Source organism: Clostridium lapidicellarium (assembly GCF_041224415.1).
In the GTDB taxonomy this organism is placed as follows: domain Bacteria; phylum Bacillota; class Clostridia; order Clostridiales; family Clostridiaceae; genus Clostridium_B; species Clostridium_B lapidicellarium.
Genome location: NZ_JBGFFE010000011.1, coordinates 46,728 through 65,130 on the forward strand (window position 1 = coordinate 46,728; position 18,403 = coordinate 65,130).

Consider the following 18,403-nt stretch of genomic DNA (forward strand, 5'->3'; position numbering starts at 1 on the left):
TGTGCTGTGGTTGAGAATTTTGAGGTGAAAAATAAAGATGGAATTATTTTAAGGGGAATTATAAACAAGCCTACGACAGGGGACAAATTTCCATGCGTAGTATTCTGCCATGGATTTATGGGAAATAAACTGGGGCACAATTTTATGCTTGTAAAGATAGCTAGAATTTTGGAGAAAATTGGGGTGGTTTCTGTCAGATTTGATTTTGCCGGAAGTGGTGAAAGTGACGGCAATTTCGCAAATTTAACTGTCTCGGGGGAAATTGAGGACTGTGATTCAGTTTTAAATTATGTGAATTCAATTGATTATATAGATAAAAGCAATATGAATATATTGGGTTTTAGTATGGGCGGCGCAGTGGCAGTTGCACATAATCATTTACATGTTATTAGGAATCTCATTCTCATAAGTCCTGCATTTAATATGTGTGATATATTTATAAATGAAGTCAGAGGCAGTAAACTGGAAAAATTTCTTCACACCGGTTATATAGAATTTGAAAATAACAGGCTCTATAAAAGTGCTGTAGAAGATGCATTCAACTACAATTTTTTTGATTATTTAAAGGAAATGGGAAAAATAGATGGGAAAGTACTTATAGTTCATGGAACGGAAGATGAATCGGTACCGCCTCTTTATTCCGAACGGATAAAAAAAATACTTGCAGATACAGCTTTTTTAAAGTTTGTTCCCGGAGCTGATCACTGTTATTCAAGCCTGGCTTATTTTAAACAGGCGGCGGACAGCATAGTCGATTTTACAAAAAAATATATAGCTGACATTTAGTCTTTATAATTTTAATGGGGTTTCTCGTTTCCGGTATTCCGGAAAATAGAAACCCCACTGCAGTGGTGAATTATTTTTTATAGAAATTTTTTATAGTAGTGCATACGAAGTCCACTTCATCCTCTGTTATCTCAGGATATATTGGAAGTGCAAGTACTTCCCCCGCTACTTTTTCTGCTACGGGGAAATCACCTTTTTTGTATCCAAGATAATTAAAACACTTTTGAAGGTGCAGTGGGATTGGATAATATATACTTGTGCCTACGTGGTTTTGCTTTAAATATGCAGCCAGTTCGTCACGGTTTTGTGCCAATATATTGAATACATAATATACGGGTCTCTGCTCTCCTTTTATCTTGGGTATTTTTATATAATTCAAATCTTTGAGTCTTTCCTTATACCAATCTGAAACTTTTTCTCTTTTTTCAATGGCTTCATCTATATGTTTCAATTTGACGAGCAGCACGGCGGCCTGTATTGTGTCAAGCCTTGAATTATAGCCCAGGTAGTCATAGTGATATTTTTTGGAAGCACCGTGAACTTTGAGCATCTTTGCCATTTCTGCAAGTTTGGCATCATTTGTAACTATCATTCCCCCGTCACCATATCCTCCAAGAGTCTTAGTGGGGAAGAAGGAGAATATGCCCATGTCGCCGATGGTACCGGAATGCCTGTATACGACACCGTTTTTACCTTTCCATTTCATACCAAAGGCTTCTGCGGCGTCTTCCAGCACGCGCAAATTATTTTTGGAGGCCAGATCGGTTATCTTATTCATGTCAGACATCTGGCAGAATAAGTGTATGGGAAGTATTCCTGCAGTTTTAGGATTTATTTTCTCTTCGATTTTATCGGCATCTATGTTGAAGGTATCTTTATCTATATCCACAAAAACGGGTTTTGCACCGCTTCTTGCTATGCAGGAAGTTGATGAAAGGAAAGTGAATGGAGAAGTTATTACTTCTTTTCCAGTTTTAAATCCCAGTATCTCTGAAGCTATGACCAGTGCATCCGTACCTGATGCCACGGAAACTGCATATTTGGCTCCAGTGTATTTTTTTATGGCTTCTTCAAAATCAGCTACTTCCCTGCCCATTATGAAATTTCCGCTGTCTAATACGGACTGTATTGCTTTATTGAATTCATCTTTTCTTTCAGTATATTCTCTTGTAGGTGTAAAAAATTTAACTTCCATTTTGTATGTTACCTCACTTTCTCTACTGCTTTAATGAGTTCCCGTGCTACATATTCAGCATCTTCCGGCAAAAGTGTTGAATATAGGGGAAGGGTTATTTCATTGGCGTATTGTGAATAGGCATTTGGATAATTGCCTATGGAATATCCCAGATTTTTGTATGCCGTGAACATTGGAAGAGGTGTGAAATGTACATTTGTGGCAATGTCCTTTTCTGCAAGGATCTGTATTACTCTGTTTCTTTTTTCTTCCGTAAAATCCCTCAGCCTAAGTGGGTATAGATGATAGGATGTTGTTTTATCACTATTTTTTTCAAAGGGGATAATTGCCCACTCTTTATCTTTGAGTGTATTTGTGTATATTTCAAATATGGTCTTACGCTTTTTTAAAATATTTTTATATCTGGCAAGCTGAGCAAGACCTATTGCAGCATTTATATCGGCCATATTGCATTTTTCCCCGGGAAACAGCACATCATACTGCCATGCTCCTGCCTTGGTTTTTGAAAGTGCATCCTTGGACTGGCCGTTTAGACACATCAATTTCAGCTCCTTATAGAGATCATTTTTTCCAAACAGGTTGTTGTTGTTGAAAGTTATTGCACCGCCTTCGGCAGTAGTTAGGTTTTTCACTGCGTGGAAAGAAAAGACGTGGGCATCTACCTGTGTGCCTACTTTTTTGTCTTTGTAAGAAGCACCAAATGCATGTGCTGAATCGGATACGAGAAGTATGTCCTCACGGCCCTTGGCTTTTAAAACCTGTTTTATGGCGTCATAATCTACTGGTACGCCTGCAAAATCCACAGAATATATAGCCTTTGTATTTGGCTTTATAGCGTCGTATAATTTTTCAGGATCGATCAGAAAATCATCTTTTTTCACATCCACGAAAGTGGGAAGTATTCCACAGTGAATGGCTCCACTTGCAGTTGAAGTGTAGGTATAGGGGGTTGTTATTACATCGTCGCCTTTTTTTATGTGAAATACCCTTAGAAGAATTTCAAGCCCCGAAGTTGCATTTGCCACTGCCAGTGCATGGTTTGAACCGCAGTATTCAGCTATTTCCTGTTCAAATTTGGCTGTTTTGGGTCCTGTAGTTATCCACCCAGATTTTAAAACATCCACTACTGAATCTATTTCAGCTTGTGTAATATCTGGAGGGGAAAATGGAATTTTTTTATTCATAGTTATCAAATCCTTTCAAATTTTAGGTTTAGTGCCGTGAAAAAAACCAGTGTCCTTTGTTATATAAATATATCCATTTTTATCTATCTCAGACTGTAAAAAATCTTTAAGATTCCGGAGCCCGGTTTCGTCAAGGGCATTTTTTGTATTTCCCGGCATTGAAAATAAATAATCCGCCAGCGGGCTGGAAGAAGTTACCCTGAGATTGTCTTTATATCTTTTCAAGGTTACGTCCTTAAACCATCTTGAAACTTTTGCAAGCCCGTTTTCAAGCTGAAATTTTCCGGTCAGATTCCAGCTGTCTGTGGTTATCTCGGGTGAGTTGAATTTTTTGACAATATCCCTCATCTCCCTCATGTGATTTTTACCGACTGTAGAAGCGTAAAACTGTCCTTTAGGTTTTAATACCCTGCAGATTTCAGAAAGTGCCCTGTCTATATTGGATACATGATAGAGTACATGATTTGCAATTACTGCGTCAAAGCTGTTTATGCCATAGGGAATATCCTGTGCATCTGCCAATTTGAATTTGAATCTTGCAGAATTTAGATTCTTTTTTGCATCTTCCAGCATACCTGCGGAAAAGTCAGTTAGGGTTATATTCCACCCGCTTGGAATTTTATGTAGGTTTTTTGCCCACAGCTCTCCGTTGCCGCATCCAAGTTCCAATATGCTGGCATTGTCTGGAAGGTTCAACTGCTCAAAAAACCAGTTCATCCAGCCCTGTTTATTTGTGCTGAAAAGCTCGTGTATTCTGATTCTGGCTTTTAAATTAGAAGCATTTTCGTATTGCTCTATCCATTTTTGATCTGCATTTACTGCATCTATTATATTTATGAATTTATCCCAGTTTAACTCTTTATTTTCATCAATCATGTGGACAGCTTCCTCTATGGATTTTATTACAGATTTTATATGATATATTTTTTTCTTCATTATTTCTTTTTGTATTTCCAGAGATTTTTTTAAGTCGTTGTGATTTATGTCATAATTCATTATCCTGGATATATCTTCGAGAGAAAGGCCTATGAATTTAAGAGTTAATATTTTTTGCAGCTTGCTGAAGTCTTCAGGGCTGTATAATCTATGACCCTGCTGGCTGTATGAGCAGGGTTTTAAAAGCCCGATTTTATCATAATATCTCAGTGTTCTCAAAGTTACACCTGATTTTTTGGCAAATTCACCTATGCTGATCAAATTGGATTTTGGAACAGACACTGCATATCACCTCTACCTAAATTATTGTATCACATGACGTTACGTAAGGTACAACGAATTTTTTTAAATTCCATGGTATTTTGTATAATAATTGCATAAATTAATAGCATAATAAGTTATAAACGGGATAAGTAGAGCTTCAAATTGTGTTAATATACTTATAATTTTACTTTTAGATCTAACATTTTACCATTAGCATACTTTCATTTCTTATATTACGAATTGAAGATGATAATAAAATTCAGTTGATACTGATTATAATGTATTATATAATGATAATAACTTAATATTTTGCATATAGGTGATTGTTATATGTTTTTATAGCAATTTAAAAGGGAAACAGGTGAAAATTCCTGTACGGTCTCGCCGCTGTGAGGTAGAGGTTCTTGTTATTTGCCACTGGAAATGGGAAGGCGACAAGTTCCTATGAAGCTGAGTCAGAAAACCTGCCTATAATGTATATTCTGTTAATTTACTTTACGAAAGATGAAGTGGAATAATGTATGTAGAACTATAGAAGTTTCATGATTTTCCATGGAGCTTTTATTTTTTGTATAAAAAAGTAAAGGGAGTGTTGTTTATATGAAAAAAATAAAAGGAGCAGTATGCATTTTTTCGGCAGTTATTTTATCTGTTGGCATGCTTGTAGGCTGTGGAGATAATTCACCTACAACTAAAAATTCCTCAAATCAGGGTAATAAAAATAGTTACAAGGAAGTTGCAATTACAGATACACTTCAGGGAAAGAAGTTTCGGGAGAAATTTACAGAACCTCCTAAACGGGCCGTTAGCCTGGCAGGTTTTACAACGGAGATGATGCTTTCTCTTGGACTTGCCGATGATATGGTTGGGAGAGCTTATCAAGATAATAAAATCCTTGACAAACTGACAAATGACTATAAAAAGGTTCCGAAACTTTCTGATAAGAATCCGTCAAAAGAAAAACTTTTAAGTGTACAGCCAGATTTCCTGACAGGATGGGATTCGAGCTTTTCAGAAAAAAACTTTGACAGGGAATTTTGTAAAAAGAATGATATAAAAATATATGTACCTAAATCTGTAGCCGACAATGCTAATATTGATATGGTATACGAGGATTTTGAACAGTTGGGTAAAATATTTAATGTATCTCAGAAAGCTGACAGTATAATAGAATCTATGAAAAATCAGATTTCAGACACCCAGGCAAAAATTAAGAAATTTGCAGTAAATCCTAAAAGAGTTTTTGTCTATGATTCAGGAGAAGATGCACCTTTTACAGCATCAGGCGGTTTAGCTAAGGATATTATAAAACTTTCGGGTGGGAAAGACATATTTGATGATGTAAACAAGTCCTGGGCAACTGTTACTTGGGAAGAGGTTGTAAAGAGAAATCCGGAATATATTATTATTGTGGATTATGATAGCTCCGACGATGTAAAATCCAAAAAACAATTTTTGCTTTCGAATCCTGCATTAAAAAATGTGGACGCTGTAAAAAACGATAAAATATTTGTAGTAGGACTCACAGATTTCGAAGCAGGTGAAAGAGATTCAAACACAGTGAGAAAAATTGCCGGAGAGCTTTATCCAGAAGCTTTTAAAAATTAGGAAGATATAGTTATGAAATTACCAATAAAAAATAAATACAACTACATAGTATTTTGTATGTTTCTCATACTAATACTTATAATTTCAATAGTAATTTCGACACTTGTTGGAAGTGTAAATATAAAATCCGGCTGGATATTCAAGATTATAGCCAACAATTTATTGAAGTACAATTTGTTTGAAACTGTATGGCCTGCATCCGTCAATTCTATAATATGGGATTTGAGGCTACCAAGAATTCTTCTGGCATTTTTGGTAGGGGCTGGATTGTCTGTCTCAGGTATAGCAATGCAGGCGCTCACGAAAAATTCATTGGCGGATCCCTATATTTTGGGAATATCATCGGGAGCATCCACGGGAGCTGTAGCAGTTATATTACTTGGCGTTTTTGGCAGCTTTTCAGGATATGCAGTTCCTTTCGGGGCGTTTTTGGGGGCCATGATTTCCATTGTAATAGTATTTAATATAGCCAATTTTAAGAGAAGAAGTACTCCTACGAGACTTGTGCTTACAGGAGTGGCTATTTCAGCTTTATTTTCTTCGGTTACGAATCTGATGGTATTTACGGTAAATGATGAAAATAAAGTTCGTTCGGCACTTTTCTGGATGGAAGGTTCGCTGGGGGGAACAAAATGGGAATATATACCGGTTACATTTTTTGTATTTGTCTTGTGCTCGCTTGTGATTTACATATTCAGTAAACCGCTGGATGCTATTATGCTTGGTGATGATATTGCAACTACTATAGGAGTTGATACAAAGTCTCTGAAGATAATTGTGATTGTTATGACCACTTTGCTTACAGGAGCCATTGTATCCGTAAGTGGTGTCATAGGTTTTATTGGGCTCGTAATACCGCATATATCAAGAAGTATTGTAGGGTCAGAACATAAAAGGATAATACCTGTTTCTATTCTAATAGGCGGTATATTTACGATATGGGCGGATGTATGTGCAAGAATTGTTGTATCTCCGGAGGAGCTCCCCATAGGTATAGTAACTTCATTTATAGGAGTCCCATTTTTTCTGTGGCTTTTAAGGAAAAGTGATTATTTGTCTGGGGGAAATAATAGATGAAACTTGAAGTGAACAATTTAAGTTATAGTATTGACAATGAAAAACTGCTCCATAACATCTCCATTAAAATAAAAGAAGGAGAATTTGTGGGAATTGTGGGTCCGAATGGGTGTGGGAAGTCAACTCTTTTAAAGAATATATACAGGGTGTACAGACCAAAGTTTGGTGATATATTTATTGACGGTGAAGAAATACAGAAACTCAGCAGCAGAAAGATTGCAAGAAAAATGGCGGTGATGGTTCAGGAAAACAATGTTGAATTTGATATAAGCGTATTGAATATGGTTTTGCTTGGAAGATATGCACATAAGAAGATTCTTGAGGATGATTCTCCAAAGGATATTGAGATAGCTAGGGAATCTCTTAAAAAAGTAGGGCTTGAAAAATATGAGGATAGAAGTTTCCTGAGCCTGTCAGGTGGAGAAAAACAGAGGGTGCTGATAGCCAGGGTGATAGCACAGCAGTCAAAATTTATAATATTGGACGAGCCTACAAATCATCTTGATATAAGATATCAATTTCAGATAATGAATATAGTTAGCAGTGCAGATATTACGGTGCTCGCATCTATTCATGATCTGAATATGGCGGCACTTTATTGTGACATGATATTTATAATGTATGAAGGAGAGATAATAGATTATGGAAGTCCTCAAAGGGTTATAACTACGGAAATGATAAAAAAAGTTTTTGGAGTGAATTCAATTATAGAACCGAATCCGGTTACTAAAAAAGTAAATGTAGTTTATGTGCCATAGCCAAAATCAGACCGTATATGGATTTAATTTACAAAAATCCAGATGCGGTCTTTATTATATATAGTAAACTGGCGAATTTAAAGACTATAGTAATATAGTTAAAGGTTTAAAAATGCTTCCTGTACTCTAAACATTAAATTTTTTAAATTATATAATAGCTTATATAATAATTGCATAAACTATAACATAATATGCTGTAATGCGGATAAATAGAGGACTGTTATTGAATATACATGAAATGTATGATAATATCAGATCAAAGTATTATGAAATATTTAAATTGCAGTTGAAATTTTTATTAAACATAAATGAGTTTTAGAAAAGGAAGGGTACTTATGGAAGATAATAACAACTCGTCGAATTTTATTAGGAACATAGTCGGGGGGGATTTGAAATCAGGCAGATACAAGAGTGTGGTAACCAGATTTCCTCCTGAACCAAACGGATATTTACATATAGGTCATGCCAAGTCCATAGTTTTAAATTTTGGCCTGGCGAATGAATTTAATGGAAGAACCAATTTGAGGTTTGATGATACCAATCCTTCAAAAGAAAACAGTGAATATGTGGAATCCATAAAAAAGGATGTAAGATGGTTGGGATATGATTGGGATGAGCTGCACTTTGCCTCCAGCTATTTTGATCAGATGTATGAATATGCCGTCTTTCTCATAAAAAAGGGGAAAGCCTATGTATGTGATTTAACGGCTGATGAAATAAGGAAATATAGGGGAACACTTACGAAACCGGGTAAGGAAAGTCCTTATAGAAATAGGACGGTAGAAGAAAACCTGGAGTTATTTGAGAAAATGAAAAGCGGAGAATTTAAGGACGGTGAGAAGGTTTTAAGAGCTAAAATTGACATGTTGTCTCCCAATATAAATATGAGAGATCCTGTATTGTATCGTATAGTCCATGCTTCACATCACAATACCGGTGATGAATGGTGCATATACCCCATGTATGATTTTGCACACCCTCTGGAGGACGCCATTGAAGGAGTTACACATTCCATATGTACCCTTGAATTTGAAGATCACCGCCCTCTCTATGAATGGGTGATAAGAGAGTGTGAAACGGAAAACAAGCCCAGGCAGATAGAATTTGCCAGGTTGAACATGACCAATACCGTCATGAGCAAACGAAAACTCAAAAAACTTGTGGATGAAAATTTAGTGGATGGATGGGATGATCCACGTATGCCCACCATCTCCGGACTCAGAAGGAGAGGGTTCACTCCGGGGTCCATTCGCAGGTTTTGCAGGGAAATTGGAGTGGCAAAGGCAAATAGTGTAGTGGATTCCCGTATGCTCGACTATTTTTTGAGGGATGAACTTGAAAAGAAGGCACTTAGGACGATGGCTGTTTTGAATCCATTGAAAGTTGTGATAACTAATTATCCTGAAGGCAAAAGTGAAAATTTTGAAATTGAGAACAACCCTGATGATCCTTCTGCAGGAGTTAGAGAGGTTCCTTTTTCAAGAGAACTGTATATTGAGAGGGAAGATTTTATGGAAAATCCACCTAAAAAATATTACAGATTGTTTCCGGGAAATGAAGTCAGATTGAAAGGTGCATATTTTATAAAATGCAGCGAAGTGAAAAAAGATGAAAAAGGTGATGTAATTGAGCTGCACTGTACTTATGATCCAAGATCCAGGGGAGGAAACAGTCCTGACGGCAGAAAGGTCAGAGGTACTATTCACTGGGTAAATGCCAGTACTGCGATTTCGGCAGAGGTAAGGCTGTATGAACCCCTTATTTTGGATGATTCAGAAGAGGAAAATGATTCTTTTTTAGATAAGGTCAATCCCGATTCACTTAAAATTGTAAGTGGATTTCTGGAACCTGGAATGAAAAATGTAAAACCGGGTGAAAAATTTCAGTTCTTCAGACACGGCTACTTTAATGTGGATCCTAAATGTACTGAAAAGGGCAAACTGGTATTCAACAGGATAGTGCCTCTTAAAAGTTCTTTTAAAATCAAGTGATTATTTAATTTAAGGCAGAATTTATTTGTAAGGAAAATGGATATGTGTATAAATTTATGGATTTATGCACATATCTATTTTTAAATCATAAATTATAAGTAGCTTTAAAGTAATAATTTATTCGGAGGGGACTTCTATGTGTGGAATTGCAGGATGGATTGACTTAAAAAAAGATATTTCAAAAAATAGAGATGTAATTTTGAATATGACTAATAGGTTAAAGCACAGGGGACCTGACAGTGAAGGATATTATTATTCAAAAAATGCCCTCCTGGGACATAGAAGATTGATAGTAGTAGATCCTTCTGGTGGTACCCAGCCTATGTTTAAGAAAGTAAACGGCAAAAAATATATAATTATTTACAACGGGGAACTTTATAACACTGAAGATCTTAGGAAATTACTTGTGCAGCAGGGTTATTCTTTTGACTCCTATTCCGATACGGAAGTACTTATAACGAGCTATATTCATTGGGGATCAGACTGTCTGAAGCATGTAAACGGCATATTTGCCTTTGCCATATGGGATGAGAAAGAAAAACAGCTGTTTATGGCAAGGGATCCTCTTGGAGTGAAGCCGCTGTTTTATACTGTAAAAGAAGATTCGCTCATATTCGGATCGGAAATAAAGGCTATTCTAGCTCATCCTTTTGTAGAACCTGTAGTTGACAGGGAGGGTTTAACTGAGATATTTGCCCTGGGACCTGCAAGATCTCTGGGGGGAGGTATATTTAAAGATGTACATGAAATTCCTCCGGCCAATTATCTTGTTTATAACAGAGATGGATTGAAGTTAAAAGAGTATTGGAAATTGCACTGTGAACCCCACAAAGAGGATGTGGAGACTACGGCGGAACATGTGAGGACACTTTTGGTAGATGCCATAAAGAGGCAGCTGGTGGCCGATGTACCTGTATGTACTTTCCTTTCAGGAGGACTTGATTCAAGTGCCATATCTTCTGTGGCGGCATCTGAATTCAAAAAGCAGGGGAAAGTGTTGAATACCTATTCCATTGACTATGAAGACAATGACAAGTATTTCAAGGCAAATGCTTTTGAACCCACTTCAGACAAGGTCTGGGCTTTGAAAATGTCGAAGTATATAGAAAGCCGTCATCATGAAGTCATAAATACCAGCAGGGATTTGGCAGAGACTCTTTACAATTCTGTAAGGGCAAGTGATCTTCCGGGTATGGCTGATATAGACTCATCTCTATATCTTTTCTGCAGAAAAATAAGAGAAGATAATACAGTGGCATTATCCGGTGAATGTGCTGATGAAATTTTTGGCGGATATCCCTGGTATAGAAGGGCAGAAGATATAAATGCCCATACTTTTCCGTGGTCGAAATCTGTAGGTGCGAGAAAAAAAATTTTGTCCCAGGATTTGAAATCCCTTGAATTGGAGGAATATCTAAATGCACAGTATGAGGACAGCATAAAACAGGTACCTCACCTGGATGGAGAATCGAAAATTGATCGGCGTATGAGGGAACTTTTTTATCTCAATATAAAGTGGTTTATGATTACACTGTTGAACAGAAAAGACAGAATGAGCATGTCCAATAGTCTTGAGGTGAGAGTGCCTTTTGCAGATTACAGGCTGGTGGAATATGCTTTTAATATACCTTCAGATATAAAATTTTATAAGGGAAGGGAAAAAGGTCTTCTTAGAGAGGCGCTGAAGGGTGTTTTGCCGGAAAACATTATTATGAGGAAAAAAAGCCCTTACCCTAAGACCCATAATCCAGAGTATACCAGAAGAGTTCAGAAGTGGATGAGATTGATAATGAATGACAGGAGTTCACCTATACTTCCACTTATAGATGAAAAAGAAGTCAGGACGCTTATAGAAACTGGAGGAGCTTCTTTTAAAGAACCATGGTTCGGACAGCTTATGAGAGGCCCTCAGCTGCTGGCATACCTAATTCAGGTAAATGTATGGCTCAAATCCTATAATATAAAAGTAGAGCTTTGATAATAAGGGCGGGTACAAAATCACTTATTGAGTGTTTTTTGTACCCTCTTTTGATTTTACAGATTTCCATTGACAGGATATGCAAAGCATGTCTTTCTCCAATTTTGCGGATATACTGCCTTCCATTTTGTTCATAAGGCTTTTGGCTATGGATAGGCCAAGTCCGGAACTTCCGAAACTTCTGGAATTATCGGCCTTGTAAAATCTGTTAAATATAAGTCCTATATTATGTTTGTTTATATTGTCGACTTTGTTCATTATATTTAGGACAGTTGAATTTTTGCATTGAAATAGATTTATATAGACATAGTTTTGAGAGTGCTTTGCCACGTTATTTAACAGATTGTCAAGAACTCTTTTTATGGCGGAACTGTTTCCAATGACAAATATGTTTTCCCGGTGTATTTTTACATGGGGTGTGATGTCATTTGAAGTAAAGGTGTAATAGAAATCAGCCAGCGATTCATATAGAATGCTGTTTATGTTCACTGGCTGTAATTTTAATTTGTATCCCGGAGATTCTATAACTGAAATTTGGAAAAAATCCTCTGCCATGGATTCCAGTAAATTTGATTTTCTAAGTATTATTTTAAGATACTCCCTTTCCGTTTCTTTCAGTGTATTCGATAGAAGCAGCATTTGAACGTAACCCTTTATGGAAGTAAGGGGTGTACGGAGATCGTGGGATATATTTGCTATGGATTTTTTAAGTTCCTGCCGGGAGCTTCTTTGGAGAGATTTTGCTTTTTCATTTGTATCTATATATTCATTTATTATATAGGCAAGGCTTTCAAAATCTCTGTCTAAAAGTGATATATCCAATTTTTTGTGGGTTTTATTGTTTTTGTAGTCTTTGAGCTGTACTGTGATGTCCCTTATCTGGGTTTTTATAGAATGCAGGTGTAACAGCAAAAGTAAAAGACAAAGTGCTAATGCGTATGTCAACCAAATTATTTATAAACACATCCTTCCCTATCTGATATCCTGATTTTTAAATACTGTGATTCCAAGTACCAGAGATATAAGTATGATTATACTGCAGATTGATATTGTGCTGCAGATATCTGATGTGGGGGAATTCAGACTTCCAAGTTTCATAAGCATGATGACGGGAGTGTATTTGTCAAACTTGAAATTGATCAAAAATCCACCGGCATTTATAAATAGTATCGTCATTCCCAGGGCAATAATTATGGATTTACTTTTTATTATGGCTGCAAGGCAGGCATAGATGCTGGCTATAGCTGCAAAAATCAGATATATGATTAAAGTGTATTTAAAAAGTCTTGCTGCAGTATAGGCGGAGATGGATTTTACCCAGCCTAAAATTAGTGCTGTAATCAGTGGAACAAACAATAGCAAAATGAGAAGTATAAAAATTGACAGGTAAATTGTTATGATTTTTGATAGATATACTTTCAATCTGCTGTGTCCGTAGGACAAGGTGTTTTTTACCGTGCCACAGCTGTATTCATTGACTATATAAGAACCCACGAGAAATAATGATAATATTATAAGTATTACGCTGAATCCAAAAGAAGATATAAAGAATTCAAGGGCGGTAGGGCTGGATATGTCGTGAAATTTATTTATAAAAAATCCGAAAGTTTTACGGTCATATATGAAGGAGAATATTACAATTATATCCAAGCGGGAATAAAATAATTTCAAAACTAGAAAAATCAGAAATAGTATAATTGATATTGAAATTTTAAAGGCTGTATTGTATTTTAATTTGTATAGTTCGAATTTCATTAAATTATACATCACTTGAGTCCTCCTATCAAATTTATAAAATAGTCCTCGAGGTTTTGTCCTGTGGGCATTATTTGTTCAACAGTGACATTTGCTCTGGAGAGGGCAGAGGATACCTTTCCAGGATTGTCTATATAATCATATAGGGCTATGGTCTTATCGGGAAGCACGTTAAAATTGCTGGTATTGAGTTTTCCTTCAAGAATTACCGCGGCCTTTTCAACATTATCTGTTTTTATGTTAAGACTTCTCCTGCATTTTTTATTTAAAGTTTCGAGTGTCAGTTCCTCTATGAGTTTTCCTCTATGTATTATTCCAAAACAGCTGGCGAGCTGATATAATTCTCCCAGAATGTGGCTGGAAATAATTATGGTCATATTTTTATTGCTGTTCAGTTTTTTGAGCTTTTCCCTCATCTGTACAATTCCAACTGGATCAAGACCGTTTACGGGTTCATCGAGTATCAAAAGTTCAGGATCTCCCATCAGGGCAATTGCCAGACCCAGCTTTTGCTTCATGCCCATTGAAAAGTTTTTTACTTTCTTTTTGGATGGGTTTGGAAGATCTACGAATTCGAGAAGCTTATCTGTGGATTTTTTACCGGGTATGCCTTTTTGTATTCTGCAGGCTTCAAGGTTTTCATAGGCGGACATGCTGGGGTAAAATGCAGGGGACTCAATCAGAGCGCCGATTCTCTTTCTGAAATTGCCGCTCTTGTTTTCAAAATCAAATCCGAATAAATTTATTTTTCCCGAAGTGGGTTTTGAAAGTCCTGTAAGCATTCTCAGGGTTGTACTTTTACCGGCCCCATTTTCTCCTATGAATCCGTAGATTTCACCTCTTTTTATATTTAAGTTCAAATTGTCTACCACTAAATTATTTTTGTATTTTTTACTTAAATTCATGGTCTTTACAACATAATCTGTCATGGCAGTGCTCCTTTCTCTGTAGAATATATCAAGTATAGTATGCTAGGGATAATCGATGGTAAAGTAAAGGTAAATTAAGTGTAAAGATTATACCTGAAATTTATATCCGATTCCCCATACAGTCTGTATATATTCATGAATGGGTTTTGCACTGCTGATTTTATTTCTCAAATTGCTTATATGAACTTTTATTGTGCTGTCGTCACACAAATAATTTTCTCCCCAGACTGTCTCGAATATATTTGTTTTTGTAAATACCTTTTTTGGATATGATATTAAAAGTTTTAAAATTTCGAATTCACGTGTGGTAAGACTGATGGGAGTCTGATTTACAAATACCTCTCTTGTATCCTGATTCAGGGAAATTTCTCCACAGGTGATCAGGGAATTTCTTTCTTTGGAGAATTTTTTATATCTCCGTAGGTTTGCATCTATTCTGGCGGAGACCTCTTCTATATTAAAGGGTTTGGTTATATAGTCATCTGCACCTGTCCTGAGCGTTTGAATTTTAGTTTCTATATCCCTTTTGGCCGAAATTATTATTACAGGCATTTCTCCAGTTGATCTTATTTTCTCCAAAATTTTTTCACCGGCCAGTCCCGGAAGCATTAGATCCAGAATTACCATATCCCAGTTTTTGTCTTTCAAATTCAGTATGGCTTCTGTTCCGGAATATGCCGGTACTGTGATGTATCCCGAATTTTGCAGCATATCGCAGAGAAGCTTGTTTATATCCGCATCATCCTCCACTACCAATATTTTTATAGAGCTTTTCATGGCAATCACCTTTCTGAAAATTATATTTGCAGGTCATGTTAATTATAAATCAATTGTATACATGAGGAAAAATTTAATTACATATATTGAATTTTTAGATAAATAGTGTATAATCTATATTAATAGATAGTGATTATTTGATTGGAGGTATATAATATGAGCAAGGATTTTTATGAGGCAGTAAGGGATAGAAGGACTATATATGGTATAGATAAAGAAAAAATTGTTCCTGAGGATAGAATAATAAAAATGGTCCAGGGAGCAGTGAAAAATGCACCTTCTGCTTTTAATTCACAGAGTGCGAGGGTAGTGGTGCTTTTTGGAAAGAATCATGATAAATTGTGGGATATTACAGAAGCGGAGCTTAAAAAAATAGTTCCTGCTGAAAATTTTTCAAAGACGGCGGAAAAAATTGATTCTTTCAGAAGAGGTTATGGCTCTGTTTTGTTCTTTGAGGATCAGGATGTTGTATCGGAACTTCAGAAAAAGTTTCCTACTTACAAGGATAAATTTCCAATATGGTCCCAGCAGGGCTCTGGGATACTTCAGTTTATAATATGGACTTCATTGGAAATAGAGGGCTTAGGTGTTTCCCTCCAGCATTACAACCCGCTTATAGATAAAGAAGTGAGAAAGACCTATAAGATACCTGACAATTGGGAATTGATTGCACAGCTTCCCTTTGGAAAACCTATTTCAGGAGCAGGGGAAAAGGAGATTATGCCCCTGGAGGATAGGATAAAGATTTTTAAATAGCAAGCTTAAAAATTCAAATGGAGATTTTCGACTGATGCCGAAAATCTCCATTATTTGATGTGTGCGTCTTGAATTTTATATTTTTTTTGGAGTACTGCATTCATACTCCCTGTCCTATAGCCCAGAAGATCTAAGGTGACATAAATAAATCCCAATTTTTTCAGCTTGTTTCCTACCTTGTCCATTACAGCTAAATTAAAGAATTTATTTCTTTCTTCTGGAGCAACTTCAATTCTCGCAATTTCTCCATGGTACCTAACTCTAACTTGTCTAAAACCCAGATCCAGCAAAAACTGTTCAGCGTCTTCTACCATCTTTAACTTCCTGCTGTTTATTTCGTTTCCATAGGGAAATCTTGAAGACAAACATGCAAAAGAGGGTTTGTTCCAAGTTGGAAGACCCATATTCCTGGAATATGTCCTTATTTCCTTTTTAGTAAGTTCAGCTTCTTTCAGCGGACTTATGATTCCAAGTTCCCTGGCAGCTTTCATTCCAGGTCTGTAATCGCCTATATCGTCGAAATTTGCGCCATCCAGAATGTATTTTATGTTATTTTTTTGTGCTACTTTTTTGAGCTTTGAATACAATTCCTTCTTACAATAATAACATCTGTTCACTGGATTTTGTGAGTATCCCTTGATTTTAAGTTCCTCTGATTCTATGATTATATGTTTTACTCCCATGGATTTTGCGTATTTTTCAGCTTCCCTCAATTCCCTTTTGGGGTATGTGGAAGAAGACGCAGTTACGGCAATAACGTTGTCTTTGAGAACATCATGGGCAACTTTCAGTAAAAATGTGCTGTCGACACCTCCTGAAAATGCTATCAATACGCTTTCAAGCGATTTGAGATTATCTTCTAATGTTTCTAATTTTGTACTCATAATTTGACCTCTGTATCTTTAATGATTTTTTACACATTTATTATAACATAAGATTATAGCGGAAAGGATGTTTTTTAATGTTTGATATGTTAAAATAAATTACAAATATTATTTTTGGGGGCTATTTTATGAAAGATGTAAATAATGTAAATTTTGAGGAAAATCTTGATGCAGGAACTGTAAGATTAGCTTTGGATTCCATTTCCATTTACAGAGATTTACTTGAAGACAAGGTAATTTCCAGTTTGAGAAAGCTCGTGAATTATATTGACAATGGGGAAATCAATATAGATTCTACCGCCAACTTGTACAATGCTTTTTTCTTTAAGCTGGTGAGGAGCGGGTATTTTTCGCTGAAAGACTACATCGTCGACAAGATACTCTTCAGTGAAAACCCCTTTTCACTTGAAGCTGAAAAAAAGGTTCATTTGGGAAAAGTTGATATTGTTAAACAGGCGGCAGCAGTTGATTTGAAAAAATTTCAGATTGTTTCCAGTTTAAATTCCCAAGATATAAAAAACAGGTTATCAAGGTATTTTAGCGGGAATGTATACGGGAAAATAATTTCAGAATTTCCTCAATGGGAGACAAAAGATGATTTTAAAGAGAAAAATTACCCTGAGTACATGAGAAAAATAGAAGAAGTCCTTCACTGCAGTGATGATTGGGGAAAGTGCATTGATGATCTCGAGAGATTCCACAATGTCTATGGATGCGGTATATTTGCAAGATACAGAGCTTTTATCTGGGAACGTACTGGAAAAGTTGGTGGATATTTTAAAGGCATTGAAAATCCAGATCCTGTCGAATTTTCAGATCTTGTCGGCTATGAGAAGGAGCATGAGATTGTTGAAAAAAACACGGTGCAATTTTTAAATGGGTTTCCTGCCAATAATGTATTGATTTATGGCGACAGGGGTACAGGCAAATCCTCTACAGTTAAAGCCATTCTCAACAAGTATTATGGCAGGGGGCTTCGTATGGTTGAACTTCCCAAAGCAGATCTGGAAGATTTTCCGGAGATAATAGGAAAATTAAAGGGCAGGGCTCAAAAATTTATTATTTTTGTAGATGATCTGGTATTTTCGGATAATGAAGAGAGTTATACTGCACTTAAGTCAATGCTGGAGGGTGGATTTGAAAATAAATCTTCAAATGTATTGATATATGCCACTTCAAACAGAAGACATCTTGTGAAAGAATATTTTAGTGAGAGAAAAGGATCATCTTATTCTGATTCTGATGAAGAAATTCACGGGGAAGACAGCGTACAGGAAAAGCTTTCCCTGGCAGACAGATTTGGAATAAACGTAGTGTTTACTTCCCCGGACAAAACGGGCTATTTGCAGATTGTAGACGGCATTGCCAGAAAAAGAAAATTAAATATCGACAGGAAAAAGCTTCATATTGAGGCACTCAAATGGGAACGCTGGTATAACGGGCGCTCTGCAAGAACCGCAAGACAATTTGTAGACTGGATGGAAGGATGCCAGTAAGTAATAGCAAAGGACAGCTGGGTTCAAAT

General features: G+C 36.3%; 16 protein-coding genes and 1 riboswitch. Of the genes, 8 read left to right on the top strand and 8 right to left on the bottom strand.

Going from position 1 to position 18,403, the window contains the following annotated elements; translation table 11 throughout:
- Positions 1-6: 6 nt before the first annotated feature.
- Entirely contained in the window at positions 7-786 is a 780-nt protein-coding gene (locus AB8S09_RS08980) for an alpha/beta hydrolase family protein (RefSeq protein WP_369868973.1), read from the top strand.
- A 70-nt stretch (positions 787-856) separates the two neighbouring features.
- On the opposite strand, the gene AB8S09_RS08985 is transcribed toward AB8S09_RS08980, so the two are convergent.
- The 3 genes from AB8S09_RS08985 to AB8S09_RS08995 are packed head-to-tail and all read right to left on the bottom strand — an operon-like array spanning position 857 to position 4,383.
- A complete protein-coding gene (locus AB8S09_RS08985) occupies positions 857-1,981 on the bottom strand; it encodes a DegT/DnrJ/EryC1/StrS family aminotransferase (RefSeq protein ID WP_369868974.1) in 1,125 nt (374 codons plus the stop codon).
- 8 nt (positions 1,982-1,989) lie between these two features.
- Complete coding sequence (locus AB8S09_RS08990; protein WP_369868975.1) at positions 1,990-3,165, bottom strand: DegT/DnrJ/EryC1/StrS family aminotransferase; 1,176 nt, start codon at positions 3,163-3,165, stop codon at positions 1,990-1,992.
- Between the two features lie 15 nt (positions 3,166-3,180).
- Complete coding sequence (locus tag AB8S09_RS08995) at positions 3,181-4,383, bottom strand: MerR family transcriptional regulator (protein ID WP_369868976.1); 1,203 nt, start codon at positions 4,381-4,383, stop codon at positions 3,181-3,183.
- A 282-nt stretch (positions 4,384-4,665) separates the two neighbouring features.
- Positions 4,666-4,851: riboswitch (cobalamin riboswitch) on the top strand.
- A gap of 114 nt (positions 4,852-4,965) precedes the next feature.
- Between AB8S09_RS08995 and AB8S09_RS09000 the strand changes: the two genes are divergently transcribed.
- The 5 genes from AB8S09_RS09000 to asnB all read left to right on the top strand — a co-directional run bounded on the left by AB8S09_RS09000 (position 4,966) and on the right by asnB (position 11,777).
- Positions 4,966-5,973 carry an ABC transporter substrate-binding protein gene (locus AB8S09_RS09000; protein ID WP_369868977.1) on the top strand — a complete coding sequence of 336 codons (1,008 nt, stop codon included), beginning with the start codon at positions 4,966-4,968 and terminating at the stop codon, positions 5,971-5,973.
- 12 nt (positions 5,974-5,985) lie between these two features.
- On the top strand, positions 5,986-7,050 hold the full coding sequence (locus AB8S09_RS09005) for a FecCD family ABC transporter permease (protein ID WP_369868978.1): 1,065 nt from the start codon (positions 5,986-5,988) through the stop codon (positions 7,048-7,050).
- Positions 7,047-7,808, top strand: a complete 762-nt coding sequence (locus AB8S09_RS09010; protein WP_294182294.1) for an ABC transporter ATP-binding protein — start codon at positions 7,047-7,049, stop codon at positions 7,806-7,808. Before AB8S09_RS09005 ends, AB8S09_RS09010 begins: the two co-directional genes overlap by 4 nt.
- Before the next feature lie 335 nt (positions 7,809-8,143).
- A complete protein-coding gene (locus AB8S09_RS09015; protein ID WP_294182353.1) occupies positions 8,144-9,799 on the top strand; it encodes a glutamine--tRNA ligase/YqeY domain fusion protein in 1,656 nt (551 codons plus the stop codon).
- Between the two features lie 136 nt (positions 9,800-9,935).
- Positions 9,936-11,777 (top strand): asparagine synthase (glutamine-hydrolyzing), encoded by a 1,842-nt coding sequence (gene asnB / locus AB8S09_RS09020; protein WP_294182295.1) that lies wholly within the window; start codon positions 9,936-9,938, stop codon positions 11,775-11,777.
- 24 nt (positions 11,778-11,801) lie between these two features.
- Here asnB and AB8S09_RS09025 read toward each other — a convergent pair whose 3' ends face one another.
- From AB8S09_RS09025 to AB8S09_RS09040, 4 genes are all read right to left on the bottom strand, one after another.
- Positions 11,802-12,722, bottom strand: a complete 921-nt coding sequence (locus tag AB8S09_RS09025) for a sensor histidine kinase (RefSeq protein WP_294182296.1) — start codon at positions 12,720-12,722, stop codon at positions 11,802-11,804.
- A 27-nt stretch (positions 12,723-12,749) separates the two neighbouring features.
- On the bottom strand, positions 12,750-13,544 hold the full coding sequence (locus AB8S09_RS09030; RefSeq protein ID WP_369868979.1) for an ABC transporter permease: 795 nt from the start codon (positions 13,542-13,544) through the stop codon (positions 12,750-12,752).
- On the bottom strand, positions 13,544-14,461 hold the full coding sequence (locus AB8S09_RS09035) for an ABC transporter ATP-binding protein (RefSeq protein ID WP_369868980.1): 918 nt from the start codon (positions 14,459-14,461) through the stop codon (positions 13,544-13,546). Before AB8S09_RS09035 ends, AB8S09_RS09030 begins: the two co-directional genes overlap by 1 nt.
- An 87-nt stretch (positions 14,462-14,548) precedes the next feature.
- A complete protein-coding gene (locus tag AB8S09_RS09040) occupies positions 14,549-15,238 on the bottom strand; it encodes a response regulator transcription factor (protein WP_369868981.1) in 690 nt (229 codons plus the stop codon).
- A 156-nt stretch (positions 15,239-15,394) separates the two neighbouring features.
- Between AB8S09_RS09040 and AB8S09_RS09045 the strand changes: the two genes are divergently transcribed.
- The gene (locus tag AB8S09_RS09045; protein ID WP_369868982.1) at positions 15,395-15,994 is read left to right on the top strand and encodes a nitroreductase family protein; all 600 of its coding nucleotides are present in this window, start codon (positions 15,395-15,397) and stop codon (positions 15,992-15,994) included.
- A 50-nt stretch (positions 15,995-16,044) separates the two neighbouring features.
- Here the strand turns inward: AB8S09_RS09045 and larE are convergent, their stop codons facing one another.
- The gene (gene larE / locus AB8S09_RS09050; protein ID WP_369868983.1) at positions 16,045-16,878 is read right to left on the bottom strand and encodes an ATP-dependent sacrificial sulfur transferase LarE; all 834 of its coding nucleotides are present in this window, start codon (positions 16,876-16,878) and stop codon (positions 16,045-16,047) included.
- A 128-nt stretch (positions 16,879-17,006) separates the two neighbouring features.
- Between larE and AB8S09_RS09055 the strand changes: the two genes are divergently transcribed.
- On the top strand, positions 17,007-18,374 hold the full coding sequence (locus tag AB8S09_RS09055) for an ATP-binding protein (RefSeq protein ID WP_294182301.1): 1,368 nt from the start codon (positions 17,007-17,009) through the stop codon (positions 18,372-18,374).
- The last annotated feature ends 29 nt before the right edge of the window (positions 18,375-18,403 follow it).